The 16,326-nt window shown below is 47.7% G+C and carries 16 protein-coding genes; 9 read left to right on the top strand and 7 right to left on the bottom strand.

The window, feature by feature from the left end:
- The first annotated feature begins 43 nt into the window (after positions 1-43).
- On the top strand, positions 44-172 hold the full coding sequence (locus ADU23_RS33895; protein ID WP_442950667.1) for an IS3 family transposase: 129 nt from the start codon (positions 44-46) through the stop codon (positions 170-172).
- A gap of 80 nt (positions 173-252) precedes the next feature.
- Here ADU23_RS33895 and ADU23_RS31210 read toward each other — a convergent pair whose 3' ends face one another.
- Entirely contained in the window at positions 253-747 is a 495-nt protein-coding gene (locus tag ADU23_RS31210; protein ID WP_053377327.1) for a hypothetical protein, read from the bottom strand.
- A 577-nt stretch (positions 748-1,324) separates the two neighbouring features.
- Here ADU23_RS31210 and ADU23_RS31205 point away from each other — a divergent pair.
- Entirely contained in the window at positions 1,325-1,630 is a 306-nt protein-coding gene (locus ADU23_RS31205; RefSeq protein ID WP_053377326.1) for a YunC family protein, read from the top strand.
- An 82-nt stretch (positions 1,631-1,712) separates the two neighbouring features.
- Here the strand turns inward: ADU23_RS31205 and mtnA are convergent, their stop codons facing one another.
- On the bottom strand, positions 1,713-2,765 hold the full coding sequence (mtnA, locus tag ADU23_RS31200; RefSeq protein ID WP_053377325.1) for an S-methyl-5-thioribose-1-phosphate isomerase: 1,053 nt from the start codon (positions 2,763-2,765) through the stop codon (positions 1,713-1,715).
- A 25-nt stretch (positions 2,766-2,790) separates the two neighbouring features.
- The gene (gene mtnK, locus ADU23_RS31195; RefSeq protein ID WP_053377324.1) at positions 2,791-4,002 is read right to left on the bottom strand and encodes an S-methyl-5-thioribose kinase; all 1,212 of its coding nucleotides are present in this window, start codon (positions 4,000-4,002) and stop codon (positions 2,791-2,793) included.
- A 144-nt stretch (positions 4,003-4,146) separates the two neighbouring features.
- Between mtnK and ADU23_RS31190 the strand changes: the two genes are divergently transcribed.
- The 6 genes from ADU23_RS31190 to sufB all read left to right on the top strand — a co-directional run bounded on the left by ADU23_RS31190 (position 4,147) and on the right by sufB (position 10,179).
- Entirely contained in the window at positions 4,147-4,728 is a 582-nt protein-coding gene (locus tag ADU23_RS31190; RefSeq protein WP_053377323.1) for a DUF1802 family protein, read from the top strand.
- Between the two features lie 275 nt (positions 4,729-5,003).
- Positions 5,004-5,783, top strand: coding sequence for a Fe-S cluster assembly ATPase SufC (gene sufC / locus ADU23_RS31185; protein WP_053377322.1), 780 nt, complete (start codon positions 5,004-5,006; stop codon positions 5,781-5,783).
- A 21-nt stretch (positions 5,784-5,804) separates the two neighbouring features.
- Positions 5,805-7,112 (top strand): Fe-S cluster assembly protein SufD, encoded by a 1,308-nt coding sequence (sufD, locus tag ADU23_RS31180; RefSeq protein ID WP_053377321.1) that lies wholly within the window; start codon positions 5,805-5,807, stop codon positions 7,110-7,112.
- Positions 7,109-8,335: a cysteine desulfurase gene (locus tag ADU23_RS31175; RefSeq protein ID WP_053377320.1), complete on the top strand. Its 1,227-nt coding sequence runs from the start codon at positions 7,109-7,111 to the stop codon at positions 8,333-8,335. The genes sufD and ADU23_RS31175 overlap by 4 nt, the downstream gene beginning before the upstream one ends.
- Positions 8,322-8,753: a Fe-S cluster assembly sulfur transfer protein SufU gene (gene sufU, locus ADU23_RS31170; protein ID WP_053377319.1), complete on the top strand. Its 432-nt coding sequence runs from the start codon at positions 8,322-8,324 to the stop codon at positions 8,751-8,753. The genes ADU23_RS31175 and sufU overlap by 14 nt, the downstream gene beginning before the upstream one ends.
- Positions 8,754-8,781: 28 nt before the next feature.
- Complete coding sequence (gene sufB / locus ADU23_RS31165) at positions 8,782-10,179, top strand: Fe-S cluster assembly protein SufB (RefSeq protein WP_053377318.1); 1,398 nt, start codon at positions 8,782-8,784, stop codon at positions 10,177-10,179.
- Between the two features lie 159 nt (positions 10,180-10,338).
- Here the strand turns inward: sufB and ADU23_RS31160 are convergent, their stop codons facing one another.
- The 4 genes from ADU23_RS31160 to ADU23_RS34010 all read right to left on the bottom strand — a co-directional run bounded on the left by ADU23_RS31160 (position 10,339) and on the right by ADU23_RS34010 (position 15,213).
- Positions 10,339-11,898, bottom strand: coding sequence for an IS1182 family transposase (locus ADU23_RS31160; RefSeq protein WP_053377317.1), 1,560 nt, complete (start codon positions 11,896-11,898; stop codon positions 10,339-10,341).
- A gap of 293 nt (positions 11,899-12,191) precedes the next feature.
- Positions 12,192-13,244: an HD-GYP domain-containing protein gene (locus tag ADU23_RS31155; protein ID WP_053377316.1), complete on the bottom strand. Its 1,053-nt coding sequence runs from the start codon at positions 13,242-13,244 to the stop codon at positions 12,192-12,194.
- A gap of 91 nt (positions 13,245-13,335) precedes the next feature.
- Complete coding sequence (locus ADU23_RS31150; protein WP_082311261.1) at positions 13,336-14,424, bottom strand: ThiF family adenylyltransferase; 1,089 nt, start codon at positions 14,422-14,424, stop codon at positions 13,336-13,338.
- A 54-nt stretch (positions 14,425-14,478) separates the two neighbouring features.
- On the bottom strand, positions 14,479-15,213 hold the full coding sequence (locus ADU23_RS34010) for a molybdenum cofactor biosynthesis protein (RefSeq protein ID WP_053377315.1): 735 nt from the start codon (positions 15,211-15,213) through the stop codon (positions 14,479-14,481).
- A 102-nt stretch (positions 15,214-15,315) separates the two neighbouring features.
- Here ADU23_RS34010 and moaA point away from each other — a divergent pair, with 102 nt between their 5' ends.
- On the top strand, positions 15,316-16,317 hold the full coding sequence (gene moaA / locus ADU23_RS31140) for a GTP 3',8-cyclase MoaA (protein ID WP_053377314.1): 1,002 nt from the start codon (positions 15,316-15,318) through the stop codon (positions 16,315-16,317).
- Positions 16,318-16,326: the final 9 nt, after the last annotated feature.

Genomic DNA, 16,326 nt, shown 5'->3' with positions numbered 1-16,326 from the left:
GTTTCATTCCACACTAAAGTCTGAAACGTTCTACCTCGAAGGGTTGACCCATACAACGACTGCAATCGTTGAACAGACCGTTCGAGACTACATCACTTACTATAACGCAATTCGTATTCAAACGAAACTAAAGAACCAGTCGCCGATTGATTACAGGCGACTGGCCGTTTAAACTTGAAAGGTGTTTTGATCCCTGTCTCATAAATGGGGGTCAGTCCCGGCAGTCAATTGAACGGTTTTTTTATAGCTGCATTAATAGGAAAAGTCTTCAATCTCGTTTAATCGGAACGTATAGACCTGCTTTTCGTCGACATGGTAGACCGTAATAATATTTTCGGCTTCATCCATATTAATGATTCTGCAAGGAATGCTGAGCTTGATGCCAAGCCCTTTGTTCACGATCAGCCTGATTAAGGTGTTGTTTTTCATGATGGCTCTTATTTTGTCAAAATAGCTCAAATGCTCTAAGGATTGCGGAACAGGCTTGTCTGCTGCTTTTAGTTGCGTTTTCGCTTCGTTGCTGCCAGCTTGCAAAGGAATGTCTTGAGCGATTGAGGCTTTCTGTTTTCGTTCGTCGATAAGCTCGCCAAGCTTGATGCCTGATAAAATACGATAATCAACGAACCCCGAGTTATTTAACGCGTGAAGAAGCGTCTCTAACGCTGCTGCATTGTTTTTCCCTTCTACAAGCACCTCAATATTGAAAACATACGATGACTGATTTTGGGATGAGGGAAGTTTTTCCATAGGACCTCCGAACGGTATAAGATAGTACTAATATACCACTAAATGAACGATACAAGTAGTGCTTTAAATGAGCATTCATCCAGTACTTTTAAAAAATTTGCATATCATTTGCTCATGCGAAAAAGCGGAAGGAGTCTACCATTGAAACGTCTCACTTTTAATTCGTTGGAAATTACCTTTCATTCCCCCAAGAAACATACGTTTTCAACAATGAGTTTAAGCATGCAATCGTTTTATCACATGAATATTTTCATAAAAATTCAACAAAATTATGTTTATATACTCCTGCCGAAAAAGAAAATTGGTATCTATTCTGCTGACTTCTTTCGCTCTTTCTATTTATCCGCAAGTGCGGATATCCATCACATCACATCTCACCCCATTGGTTTCCCTCCCATCCCGATTAACCACCCGTATAAAAAAAGTTATCATTTTAAAAATTTGTGACCGCATTCGCGATTCCCCCTTCATACATCGTTTAAATGAGCATTTATCCAACACTGTCAAAAAAGTTTTGCATATAATGATGTTGCAGTGTAATGCCTCTTATTTAGGAAATAAAGGGGGTGGATCCTATATGATGCGGATGGTTCCTTTCACGCTTGATAATGGAGAAACGGTTCTTGGCGTTGAAGTGAAGCTGCCCAAAACGACGTTGCTCGCCATTATGACGGATAAAGGATATATTATGTGCGGTGCGCTTGATGTTTCTTTACTGAATGAGAAGCTCAAGGACCGGGAAATTTTGGCCGGCCGTGCTGTAGGCGTACGTACGCTGGAGGAATTAATGGCAGCCCCTTTGGAGTCAGTCACCTTCACGGCGGAGGCAAAGGGCATCGTAGTAGGCATGAAGGGCTCGGACGCGCTTCAGCTGATGGTTTAAAAGAACGAAAAAAGCCCTAATCAGCTAGCGGCAATTTTTTGCCATTCGTACCTGATCAGGGCTTTCACTCGTTTATATTAGCTTATTCGAATAGCTTGCGCAGATTCACATCGTATGGAGCCTGTACAATGCCTTTTTCCGTAATGATCGCAGTTACATATTCGTTAGGCGTTACGTCGAAAGCAGGGTTGTAAACCTTGATGCCTTGCGGCGCAGTACGTTTGCCGAAGCCTTCTGTAATTTCTTCAGCATTCCGCTCTTCGATCGGAATCTCAGCGCCGGTAGGCGTTCCTAAATCGATCGTTGAGAGCGGGCTTGCTACATAAAAAGGAATGCCGTGAGCCTTCGCGAGTACAGCCACGCTATAGGTTCCGATTTTGTTGGCGACATCGCCGTTAGCGGCAACGCGGTCGGTACCGACGATAACCGCGTCGACCCAGCCTTTTGCCATAATCATTCCCGCCATGTTGTCGCAGATGAGCGTTACGTCTACGCCAGCTTGCTGCAATTCAAAGGCCGTCAAGCGAGCGCCTTGCAGAACAGGGCGGGTTTCATCCGCATAGACGCGAAGCGTAATGCCGCGCTCAAGCGCTAAGTAGAACGGTGCAAGCGCCGTGCCGTATTTGGCTGTAGCGAGGCCGCCGGCGTTGCAGTGTGTTAGGACGCCCATATCATCTTTGAACAGTGACAATGCATGCTCGCCGATCATACGGTTCGTTTCTTCGTCTTCGCTTTGAATAGCGATTGCTTCTGTCAGCAAAGCGGATTTGCTCTCTTCAAGAGACAAGCCCTGCTCAGCGAGGGAAGAGGCAGCAGCCTTCATGCGGTCAAGCGCCCAGAACAGGTTAACCGCGGTAGGCCGCGATGTAGCCAGATACTCCGCTTGTTTGCGTACTTGCGCCAGCCAGCCGTCTATCGACTGCTCGTCACGGCTGCCGAGAACGACGCCGTATGCGGCTGAGATTCCGATAGCCGGAGCTCCGCGAACTTTGAGATGGCGAATGGCTTCCCATACATCCTCAGCTGTTGTTAAGGGCAAATATACGATTTCCTCAGGCAATAGCCGTTGGTCTAGCAGATCAAGCCTGTCCTCGGTCCAAATCACCGATTGTAAGCCAGCATAATTTGTTGTCATGATGTCAATTCCTCTCTGTCTTCAATCATTTGCTTGCTGCGGTTAAGGCAGCATCGATTACTTCTTCAATGGACTCCGTCTTGCGGTTGTTGCGGATAAGCGATGTTCCGATCGCAAGGGCAAGTCGTTGTGCCCGCTCGCGAGCAGCGGCGTCCGGAATACGGTCGATGTCAACGACATGCGATAGCCCTACGATGCGGCGAACGATTTTGCAGCCTGCAAAGCCTACAGCATCTTGAAGCAACCGATTCATGTAATAGTCCTGATAGGCCGGAGTAGAAGAAGCAATGCGGTCTAAGCCTTGCTCATTCCATAGTGCGCGGAACTTTTGATCAAATAATTGCCATACATCGCGCACGGTATCCGTTAAATAACGGCGGAAGTCGCTGCGTTTGTCCGCATCTGTGATCCAATGCTCCTGACCGGCAAAGTTAAGGAGCAGGTTCGCGATGACAGCGCCGATATCGAAGCCGATTGGCCCATAATAGGCAAACTCGGGATCGATGACCTTCGTGGACTCCGGCGTTACAAATACACTGCCCGTATGGAGGTCGCCATGAAGCAAGGCTTGTGCGTTTGTTAGAAATTTGTCGCGCAGAATGGCCACTTCCAAGTGAAGCTCCTGATCCTTCCAAAGCGCTTCAGCAGCATCGCGTATAGCCGGATCAAAGCTGTTGTTAGGCGAGTCCGTATACGGATCGTCAAAAATAAGATCTTCCGTTATTTTGCACAGCTCGGGATTAATAAAAGCTTTCACGCGAAGCTTCTTTTCCTGCTGGTTCAGACCAAGATCCGAGGTGAAAAATAAGGTGCGGGCAATAAACGTTGAAATATCGTCTGCAAATTTCGGGTAGCGCGTTCCGCCGATCAGTCCTTGACGCATAATAATATGGTCGCTGAGATCCTCCATGATCGTTAGGTAGAGCTCGGGATCATATTTGTAAACGGCAGGAACGAGTCCAGGCGCGAGCTCGCCTTCCAAAATAAGCTTCTCGCTCTCAATACGCGCGCGGTCAAGCGTGAGGGGCCAAGACTCTCCTACAACTTTAGCATAAGGCAGCGCTTGTTTCATAATTAGACTTTTGCCGCTGACAGCGTCTGTAATGTGGAAAACCAAGTTTAAGTTGCCGTCCCCGATTTCGCGGCTCGCAAGAGCAGCTCCCTCAGGGAAAAACCCGTCGAGCGAAAGTGCTATTTGAATGGCTTCTTGTTCAGTTAATGGATGATATGCAGACATGGCTGTCCACCTCCGGATTATAGTAGTAGGGCAGCAATGCCCAGTATTCATCTCAACATAGTATAATGTATATTATTTCGCCTTGGAATACCCTCATTTGATATAATGTTATCAAATATAGACGAGTTGGATGGAGGGTGCATGATGACTGCACAAAATAAGGAACAGCCAGTAGCGCTTAAGGAGTGGGCTGTCAGCGTAAAGGCACTAGCAGAAGGGCAGCAAATTATAATAATGCGCAAAGGCGGAATCATTGAAGAAACGCGTGATTTTCAGCTGATGAGCCCTAAATTTTACTTAATGCCGGCTTATGAGCACCAGAAAAAGCATCTATTAAAAGAACAATACGCGGGCGAAATGGACAAGACGCTTGCAGATTGGTCCTTGGATATGAAGGCCATTAAGCTTGAATCGTACGCCGAGGTCGCTGAAGATATAGAAGTAACCGACCAGGAAACGCTGGATCGCCTGCGCGATTTACATATATGGACGGATACGTTTGCCGAGGAAAGGCTCCGCTGGAAGCGGACCAAGCCTCTGCATGTTTTGCTTCTTCGAGTATACCGCTTGGAGTCGCCAATAGAAATACCTATGCGGCCCGCTTATAACGGATGCAAATCTTGGGTAAGACTGGAAGATGAGTTTACTGCCCCCGAGATGATTCCCGTTATGGAGTCGGCAAAGTTTGAAGCGGAGGTTCAAAAAATCAAGCAGGCTCTTGCATAAAACAGTGTATTGTGGTTAAATGGCTGTCGCTGTCACTAGACTTGTTTACTCTCTTTTCTTCTTGAACGTTAAGGAGTACTTACACGGAGTTTAATTCTTTTTATCTTCTAAAAAAGAGACATATTCAACGAAACAGGGCATCTCGCATTGATTTATAACAAAAACTATATTAAAATGATTATTGAGAATCATTGAGAATCACTCTATATAGAAAGTGTAAATCTATGTGGGAGTGACAGAGCGAATTAAACCAACCTTGGAGGGATCAGCATATTATGGCAACGCATTTTGTCATCGAGGGCCTGAAAGCGGCTATCGACGGAAAAGAGATTTTAAAAGGAATTAACCTTGACATTAAAGGTGGAGAAATTCACGCGATCATGGGCCCTAACGGTACAGGTAAATCTACACTGGCATCCGCTTTGATGGGACATCCTAAATATGAAGTAACGGAAGGCAAAGCAGTATTGAACGGCGAAGACATCCTTGAAATGGGCGTTGACGAGCGCGCGCTAGCTGGCTTGTTCCTTGCAATGCAATACCCAAGCGAGATTCCAGGCGTAACCAATTCCGACTTTTTGCGCAGTGCGCTTAACGCTCGCCGCGGCGAAGGCAACGAAATTTCCCTAATCAAGTTTATCCGTCAAATGGAAAGCAAGATGAAGGATCTTGAAATGAACGCGGAGTTCGCTCACCGTTATTTGAATGAAGGTTTCTCCGGCGGCGAGAAAAAACGCAATGAAATTTTGCAAATGATGCTGCTTGATCCAAAGATCGTCGTTCTTGATGAGATCGATTCCGGTCTTGATATCGATGCTCTTCGTATCGTATCGCAAGGCGTGAACGCTATGCGCTCGGAAGATCGCGGTTTCCTTATCATTACTCACTATCAGCGTTTGCTTAACTATATCACTCCAGATTTCGTACACGTTATGATGCAAGGGCGCATCGTTAAATCCGGCGGTCCTGAGCTTGCAGAGCGTTTGGAAAACGAAGGTTATGATTGGGTTAAAGAAGAACTTGGCATCGTAGATGAAACGGTCGGCCAGGCCTAAGCGGAGAAGGGGGCATTACGAATGAGTACACAACTATCGACGCAGGCCAACCGTCAAGCTGCTGAAGCGCTGGCACGCAGCAAAGGCGAGCCGAATTGGCTCGTTGAACTACGTGGCGAAGCGGCTGAGCTAGCTGGAACGCTCGGTTGGCCGAAGCCGGAGAAGGTTCGGATTGAGCGTTGGAATTTAAATGCGGTTGGCGCTTATGAGCAGCCGACAACAGTTGGCGCAATCAGCGACCTGCCAGAGGTTGTTCGCGAGCTGATTACTGAAGGAACTGAAAATTTGCTAATACAACGTAATTCCGGCACCATCTGGAATCAGTTCTCAAGCGAATATGCAAGCAAAGGCGTTATCTTCACAGATTTGGAGACGGCATGCAAGGAGCATGGCGATCTCGTTCAAAAATATTTGTTCCAAGCGGTTGCGAAGGGCGAAGACAAGCTGACAGCACTGCATGCAGCACTATGGAACGGCGGAGTATTCGTCTACGTTCCAAAAAATGTTGAAGTAGAGCTTCCGCTTCAAGCTATTTTCTACAACGATAATGCAGAAGCGACGTTTGCTCCGCATATTCTCATCGTTGCAGACAATAATAGCCGAGTGACATACGTGGATTGTGTTGTATCCGAGCCTGGCGCAAGCGCAGCTCCATTCGTACATCCATCCATCGTTGAAGTTTTCGTGAATGCAGGCGCACATGTTCGTTTCAGCTCCATCCATCATATGGGGGAGACAGGCGTTGACATGTCGATCCGCCGTTCGATCATTGAAAATGACGGCCAAATGGAATGGATCATTGGTGATCTCAATGACGGAAATACGCTGTCGGATACAAAATCGATCCTGAAGGGCACAGGCTCCACTTCGGATGCGAAAGTAATCAGCGTTGGCAAAAACGCACAGCAAAATAGCTTGACGACGCAAGCTGTTCATTTTGGCAAAAGCTCCGACAGCAACATGGTTACCCGTGCTGTAATGAAGGATTCCGCTTCTGCGATTATTAACGGAATTACAAAAATCGAGAAGGGTGCGACGAAAGCGAACGGTGTACAAACCGAGAAGGTGCTCATGCTGAGCCCTAAAGCGCGCGGCGACGCCAATCCGATTTTGCTTATAGATGAAGATGATGTAACTGCCGGTCATGCGGCAAGCGTAGGGCAAGTTAACCCGGAGCAGGTCTATTACCTGATGTCACGCGGTATATCTAAGCAGGACGCTGAACGATTAATTATTTACGGCTTTTTGGCTCCGGTCGTATCGGAAATTCCGGTCGAGGCGGTACGCGGGCAGCTTCAGCGTTTGCTCGAAAGGAAGCTACAAGGATGAATATAAATGCGATTCGGGAACAGTTCCCGATATTGCATCAAGAAATAAACGGGCATCCGCTCGTTTATCTGGACAGCGCGGCATCTTCGCAGAAGCCGCGCTCCGTCATTGATGCGGTTAATCGGTACTACGAGCTGGATAACGCGAACGTTCATCGCGGTGTGCATACCCTTGGTTCCAGGGCGACTGATGCCTATGAGGGAGCGCGCGAGAAGGTAGCGAAGTTTCTGAATGCTGGAGCACCAGAGCAAATCATCTTTACACGCGGCACAACGACGGCTCTAAATCTAGTAGCCTCCAGCTATGCACGCTCCGTGTGCAAAGAAGGCGACGAGATAGTGATTACGCAAATGGAGCATCACAGTAACTTGATTCCTTGGCAGCAAGCGGCTAAAGCTACTGGCGCAACATTAAAATATATTCCGATGCAGCCGGACGGCTCGGTCTCGCTAGAGGATGTAGAGAAGACGATCACGCCGCAAACGAAGGTAGTCTCGATTACCTACGTATCGAATGTGCTCGGACTGATCAATCCGATCAAGGAAATTACGCAAATTGCTCATCGCAACGGCGCTATTATGGTAGTTGACGGTGCGCAAAGCACGCCGCATATGAAAATCGATCTACAGGATTTGGACGTAGATTTTTATGCGTTTTCCGGCCATAAAATGTGTGGTCCTACGGGCATCGGCGCATTGTATGGCAAGAAATCGCTTCTTAACAACATGGAGCCGATCGAGTATGGCGGCGAAATGATCGATTTTGTTGATCTATACGAGTCTACTTGGAAAGAGATTCCTTATCGCTTCGAAGGCGGAACCCCGATTATTGCGGGTGCTGTCGGTCTTGGAGCAGCTATCGACTTTTTGCAAGAAATCGGACTTGATGAAATCGATCGGCATGAGAGACATTTGGCAACATACGCTTATGAGAAGCTGTCGTCGCTCGATGGAATTACGTTGTACGGGCCAAAGGAAAACCGTGTCGGGCTAGTAACCTTCAATTTGGAGGATGTGCACCCGCATGACGTTGCGACTGTACTGGATTCCAAAGGCATTGCGGTGCGCGCAGGCCATCATTGCTGCCAGCCTCTTATGAGATGGTTGAATGTATCGGCAACGGCAAGAGCAAGCTTTTACCTATATAATACGGAAAATGACATTGACCGCTTAGCCGATGCATTACTACAAACGAAGGAGTTCTTCGGTCATGCAATTGGATGATTTATATCGCAGAGTAATTATGGATCATTATAAAAACCCTAGAAATCGCGGCACCATGAATGAAGAATCGGTTACGATCAACCTTAACAACCCAACCTGCGGCGATCGCATTTCGCTACAGTTGCAGGTTGTTGACGGCAAAGTATCCGATGCGAAATTTAGCGGCGAGGGCTGTTCGATCAGCATGAGCTCTGCATCGATGATGACAGAGGCGGTTAAAGGGAAATCATTTGACGAGGCGCTCGCCATGGCTGAGAAGTTCTCAGCGCTAATGAAAGGCGAACCGGTCGAATTTGATGAATATGAGGAATTGGATGCACTTTCGGGCGTGAACAAATTTCCAGCACGAATCAAATGCGCGACACTTGCGTGGAACGCCTTGCGCAAAGGGATCGAACAGCAGCAAGAATCACATTAATCTAGATTTATGAGGAGCGTGAAAGACCATGGCTAAATCAATGCCGGAAATGGAAGATTATAAGTATGGTTTCCGTGACGAGCACAAAGCCGTTTTCGAATCGGGTAAAGGATTAACGGAAGAAATCGTTCGTACGATTTCAGAAATTAAAGGCGAGCCGGAATGGATGCTTGAATTCCGCTTGAAATCGCTTGAGCAGTTTTTCAAAATGCCGATGCCTAAATGGGGCGGCAACATGGATGAGCTTGATTTTGACGACATCCAATATTATGTTCGTGCTTCGGATAAACAAGGTAAGACTTGGGAGGAAGTACCTTCCGAGATTAAAGAAACGTTCGACAAACTGGGTATCCCGGAAGCTGAGCAAAAGTTCCTAGCCGGCGTATCGGCTCAATATGAGTCCGAGGTTGTTTACCACAGCATGCAAGAGGATCTTGAGAAGCAAGGCGTTATCTTTACGGATACCGATACAGCGCTTCGTGAGTACCCTGAGCTAATGAAAGAATATTTCGGAACGATCATTCCTCCGAATGACAATAAATTCGCAGCACTTAACAGTGCGGTATGGTCAGGCGGCAGCTTTATCTATGTGCCAAAAGGCGTAAAATGCGAAGTTCCTTTGCAAGCCTACTTCCGTATCAACTCCGAGAACATGGGTCAATTCGAGCGTACGCTTATCATTGCTGATGAAGACAGCTCGGTTCATTATGTTGAGGGCTGTACGGCACCGGTATACAGCACGAACTCGCTGCACAGCGCGGTCGTTGAGATTTTGGCTAAGAAAAATGCCCGCGTTCGTTACACGACGATTCAAAACTGGGCACCGAACATTTATAACCTTGTTACAAAACGTGCGGTAGCGGACGAGAATGCAACGATGGAGTGGGTAGATGGAAACATCGGCTCCAAGCTGACGATGAAGTACCCAGCTGTTGTCCTTCGCGGTCGTGGCGCAAAAGGCATGGTATTGTCAATTGCCGTAGCCGGCAAAGGCCAGCATCAAGATGCAGGCGCTAAAATGACTCACCTTGCACCAGATACGAGCTCGACGATCATTTCCAAGTCGATCAGTAAACATGGCGGTAAAGTAACGTACCGCGGCCTTGCATCGTTCGGACGCAACTCTGACGGCGCAAAAGCGAACATCAAATGTGATACGCTCATCCTCGATAATGAATCGACTTCGGATACGATTCCTTACAACGAGATTTTGAACGACAACATCACGCTTGAGCATGAAGCAACCGTATCTAAGGTTTCCGAGGATCAATTGTTCTACCTCATGAGCCGTGGTCTAAGCGAAGCGGAAGCGACGCAAATGATCGTAATGGGCTTCATCGAGCCGTTCACGAAAGAGCTGCCGATGGAATATGCGGTAGAGATGAACCGTTTGATCAAATTCGAGATGGAAGGTTCCATCGGTTAATATGAACGTTTTCCTACCAAGTACTAAACGGTATCGGTATTTCGTATGATACCGTTTCGATACCAAAATTAAAGAAGAGGCTGTCCCAAAAGTAAGTAAGGAATAGCCTCAAAACACTAAAATGATCAACTAATAAATGAAAACGGGATGGATCAGGTATTATTTCTGCTCCATCCCGTTTCTATTTTGGTCCATTGCTGCTTTCTTCAGCAAGTTGTGGGCAAGCGAAAGCCACCCGACCTCTAGGCTCACTTTTGCCAAGCCACGAAGCAGGAATCGCCGGAATCCCCGGTTGTTCTTCAGTTGTCCAAATACGCTTTCCGGTTCGATCATCCTCCGAACCGCAAGGGCATAGCCTTCGTCACTTTTTAGTTTCTTGCGTACTTGTTGTTTGTATTTCAAGTAGCGCATGCTGACTCGGATTTCCCGATTGCCTTGCGCTTTTGTGCAGGCCGATTTAAGCGGACAACCTTCACAGTCTAAGTTCCGGTAATGACGATGCTCAATCTCAAATCCGCTCTCTGTGGTGTCTTTACTTGTGTAGCGATAAATCAGTTTCCGACCAGCTGCGCAGGTCCAAACGTCTTCCTCTTGGTCATACTGCCAATTGTCGATCTTGCTGATGTCTTGTTGCCAACGCTTCGATTTTTCTTTGTGATACGTCCCATATTTTACGATGGCCTCTACTTGCTCACCTTCCAGATACGTATAATTTTCTTCGCTGCCATAGCCTGCATCCGCGATCACGGTTCCGGGAATCTTGCCGAGTGTCGCTTTCACTTGCTCCAAATGCGGCTTTAGGCATCGCGTATCTGTTGGACGCTGATGAAGGCTGTAACCCAGAATGAACTGATTTTCCGTGCCGATTTGCACATTGTAGCCCGGCTTGAGCTGGCCATTACGCATATGATCCTCTTTCATACGCATGAAAGTAGCGTCCGGGTCGGTTTTGCTGTAGCTGTTGCGTTCGCCTAGAATCGCTTGCTGGCTCTCGTATTTTTGTAGACGAGGAAGCAAATCTTTGCGAAGAATACGAACCGCCTTTTTCAGCGGTTTGTCTTTCGGCTTTTCTTCAAGCTGGATTTCTAACTGCTTCAAGGCCTGCTCCAACTTCTCGCTAGTGATCTGCGAGGCATCGCCGAGTTCCTGCAACTCCTGTCCGCGGTGTTCTAGGTCTTCTTGCTTCTCCGTCTCTTCGATSGTGGTAAACAGCGTCTGTACTTTCTCTTGCAACTTCATCTTATTTTTAACGACGGCCTTCCCCCAAACGAACGTGTAGCGATTAGCGTTCGATTCGATCTTGGTTCCATCAACGAAGTAATGCTCCAGCTTCACATAATTTTCTTCCGCCAAAAATTGGAGRACAGCGGTAAACACCTTTTCAAGCACAGCTTTCATACGTTCAGAACGGAACCGGTTGATGGTACGAAAGTCGGGCCGTTGCCGGCCAGCAATCCACATAAACATTACATTTTCACGGACGGATTTGGCGATCTGACGTGAGGAGTAGATGCGCTGGGTGTAGGCATAGATAATGACTTTCGTTAACATTTTTGGGTGATAACTATCTCGGCCGCCGCCGGGATAAGCGTTGGCAAAGATGTGATCACTCAGACGGTTAACGGCAGTGTTCACGACACGAACGAGGTGATTTTCGGGGATATCTTCCGCCAAATCCATTGGCAGAGTAAGTTGGTCCATGGTATATTGAATGTACATAGAAACCTTCCTTTCGAAGTGGTTGGGTGGTACCTCCATTTTACCAAAGGATGGTTTCTTTGTTTTTTACAGATTTGAAAACATTGAAGAGGGTGCCCCTTTTGGGACACCCTCTTTTTTTCTTTGGATAAAAAAAGTATTGCCTATAAATCAGGCTATTGTGCCATGGGTCATGCAGGTGGGGGAGATATCGATGATCTCAGTCCACTTATTTCTAAATAATCAAGAATAACCCAAAAACCCTCAACGGCGATCATGGATCGCAGTTGAGGGTTTTTTTACTTGTAGTGAGCCTATAAGTGCACAAGCTGAATTTCATATTCACGCTCTAAGGACATATCGATGAATTGCTCGTCGACTTGAATGAGCGGCCGGAAAAATTCGGTCGGATGGGTCATGACGATGATACCGACTTCGCCGCTAACAAGCTCCACTCGCTTACCGATGAAGTTAGGCATCATATGCTTGATAAACGTGTGTGTCGTATAAGGGTCCAGCTCTTTAAAGCTCAGACGGTAAAGCTCTTTAAGGACGAATAGCAAGTCGCGTTTTTGCTGGTAGACCCGCTCTGAGATCATTGCGCTGTAAATGTCGACTACGGATATGATTTTGGAAACAGGATGGATCTCATCGCCGCTTAATCCGTGAGGATAGCCGGTGCCGTCATTCCGTTCATGATGCTGCAGGGCGCCAATCGCTAAGTACGGCTCGTTGAATGAACTAGAAATGATATCATGGCCGTAGATGGTATGTTTTTTCACTTCCTCGAACTCTTCGTCCGTAAGCCGTCCGGGCTTGTTTAATATGCTTTGCTGTATCCGGCATTTTCCAATATCGTGGAGAAAACCCGCTTTGCCAATTTGAATCGCTTTTTCATTGGAATAGCCAACCCAAGTGGCAAGGTAGTAGGAAAGCATGCCTACCTGCACGGAGTGCTGATAAGTGTAGTCGTCCTGGGTGTTTAGCAGCAAAAGCATGGACACGACATCACGCTCAAGCTGTAGGTTTTCGAGCAATGGATCAAGCATGGACGATACTTCTTCATCATCGATTTTCCCTTCGTTCATCGCTTTCGAAAACAGCCCTTCGAAATTTTTGACAGCGTTTTCGTATATGGGCTGCACGGTAGGGAGCCATCTAGGATTTACAGTCGATTCGAGAGTGCGAGGCGAGGTTTCTTCGGCTCTCTCTTCGATATCAACATAATCAATCTGATGCTGAAATAATCTTGATATTTCTTGGCTGTAAACGATTGTTCCTTTGGAGAGTACATGAAGTCCGTAGTTATTAAATGTATCGTTGCTTAATTGGTCTCCATTGATTAATTCTGTTACATGAACCCTCATCAAGACACCTCAATTGATTGTAGTAACTAATGTACCTACAATAGTAGCAATGAATGAATGGAATGGCAATAAGAGGGTAATAGAATAGCGACTAAATACCTAATATTTCGGAATATATGGACCTTGCTTTTATTAATTCATCCGTACCTTGAACGATAGCACGGCCATCGCCGAATAGGATGAAAGTCAAGCCCTCCGAAAGAGCGATGCGCAGCAAATAACGATTGGACGTCACAGCACCTACCGGCTTCAATCGGACGGACAGTTCATCCAAGTTAAGCGAGCTTGGTTGATTTGGCGTAATTTGTACGGATTGACGCCCGCAAAGGGACGCTGCTGCAGGTTCAGAGAGCTGCTCATCCAGAAAATCGAACTGCTGCTCTCCGCAGCAGAGGCAATCACTGCGCTTCGCGCTGGCAACCGATACAGGCATCCAGGCATGGTTCCAAAGATCGACTTGAAACAATGTGCGATGCAGCGCCTGTTCGTTTCCGGAGAGAAGCTTAATCGCCTCGGCAGCTTGAACGGAGCCAATAATGTCTACGATCGGCGAAATAACGCCTGCGGTTTCGCATGTATCGGTCGTACCGGGCGGAGGCGGCTCGTTAAATAGACAGCGATAGCAGGGCGTCTCCCCTGGAACAATCGTCATCGTCATGCCGGATGCGCCTACCGCGCCCCCATAAATCCAAGGAATGTTATGCTTCACGCTATAATCATTAATGAGGTATCTTACAGAAAAATTGTCGCTGCCGTCTATAATGACATCTACACCTGCAAGTAATTCATCGGCGTTTGCCGCGGTTAAGTCTGCTACGACGGGCTCGACTATGACGGTACTGTTTATTGCTTGCAAATGTGCGGCGGCAGCCTGTGCCTTTGGAAGCAGAGCAACCACGTCCTGCTCCGTATAAAGCACTTGCCTTTGCAGATTGCTCCATTCAATAATATCCCGGTCAATAAGCCGCACATATCCGGTGCCTGATCTTACGAGATGCTGAGCAATGACGGATCCAAGCGCACCCATGCCGACCACTGCCGCACGGCTTCCTGCCAGCTGCTGTTGCCCGTTCTCTCCGACAGGTGTAAAGCGGATTTGCCTCGCATAGCGAGCTGAGCCTGAAGGCACCGCTGCTGCGCTAGCGGGTGCTTCTATATTTTCACGATTTGGTTGGTTCATTTCATATAATCTCCTTAAGAGCCTTCTGAAGTTAAGTCTGCCAAGCTAGCAGCCTTAAAAGTCGGACAACTGCTCAGTCGGGTTCCAAGGTCCGAGCTGATGGCCCTTCCACTCGGAGCCGTCCTCCCAAATTTCTTTCTTCCAAATAGGCACGATTTGCTTCAAACGCTCGATGGCGTACCTGCTAGCCTCATAACAGCTCTCGCGATGCGGCGAGGATACGGCAATGACGACGCTGGTTTCCGCTAAACCGACTACCCCAATGCGGTGGCTGATCGCACACAAAGCGCCTTGCCAGCGCTCTGCGATTTCATCGCCGATTTGCTGCATCGTCGCGACGGCCATTGGCGCGTATGCTTCGTATTCCAGCCTTACTGTACGCTGTCCATGCGTCCATTCGCGGGTTGTCCCAACGAATGCGATGGCGGCGCCATGCTCGGGCACGATAACTTTAGCAAGCACTTCATCCGAGCTAATGACATCGGAGGTTATGACATAACGCTGAGCAGGCACCTGGGCTCCGTTCTGCTGCTCTTCTCCGCCAGAGACCGGGGGAAGCAGCGCCAGCTCATCCGACACATGCAAAATCGTATCCTCGGCAGCGTAGGCGTGGTTTCGGGCAATGAATGAAATTTGTATCAATGCTTTATGCTCTGCATACTCAGCAGAAATGGCTGCTTTGAGATCGGCGGTGCTCATCTTCTCGGCATCGGATAACAAAGCTATGGAAGGGACCCCAAGACGTTCGGGAAGCCCGGCAAATAGTTTGATTGACCAGCTGTATTTCATGGTATAAAACCTCTCATCGTTTAGGCTCAAAGCTGTTTATAGAATATCATAATTCATAAAAAAATGTTATGCTGATACGTAGACAGAAAGGAAGTGAGATTCATGCCGACATTGACGGATCGTTTTGGACGGGTACACGATTATTTGCGTATTTCAGTAACGGATCGTTGTAATTTGCGATGCTTGTATTGCATGCCTGAGGAAGGGATGGAGTTCACGGAATCTGAGAATTTGATGTCTTATGACCAAATTGTAGAGGTGGTCGAGGCTGGTGCGGCGCTTGGCATCACGAAGCTGCGCATCACGGGCGGCGAGCCGCTTATTCGTCCAGGCTTAGACGGCTTAATTAGCCGATTATCTGCTATTCCAGGCATTCGTGATATAGCATTAACGACCAATGGCATCTTTTTAGCCAAGCAAGCTGAAGCGCTTCGAGCAGCAGGCTTGAACCGCGTTAATATAAGTTTAGATACGCTGGACTCTTCCAGATTTCGTTTTATCGCAAGGCGCGGTGAATTAAAGCGCGTGATGGAGGGGATTGAAGCGGCAGCAAAAGTTGGTTTTGATCCGATCAAGCTGAACTGCGTGCTCCTTAAGGAAGTTAACGAAGATGAAATTGCTGCTTTTCTTAAGCTTGCCTATGAGCAGCCTTTGCATGTCAGATTCATTGAATATATGCCGATCGGACACGCCGATGAAAACTGGAAAAAACATTATTTGCCGTTATCCCGCGTGCTGGAAGTAGCGGAGCAAGAGGGATACGATATTAGCCGCGGGCCGAATGTGCACGGCAACGGGCCTTCGGATGATTGGCAAATGAAGGGCGGGCGCGGCTCGTTTGGACTTATTCATCCAATCAGCGACCACTTTTGCAGCAATTGCAATCGGCTGCGCTTAACGGCGGACGGCTCGATCAAGCCCTGCCTCTATTGGGTAGATGAATTGAATGTGAAGGATGCCTTCGGACATCCGGATGAAATGCAGCGCTTGCTGCTCAGAGCGATGGATATTAAGCCGGAAAACCATGAGATGGCAGCGAAGCTGGCGGATGGCGTACAATCCCACATGCCGACGGAGAGACGCATGTCGCAAATAGGGGGCTGACGGTTATTT

This window comes from Paenibacillus sp. FJAT-27812 (genome assembly GCF_001273905.1).
Lineage (GTDB): Bacteria > Bacillota > Bacilli > Paenibacillales > Paenibacillaceae > Pristimantibacillus.
Note: the sequence above shows the minus strand (reverse complement) of the source record. Positions and strands in the feature narration are given on the sequence as shown.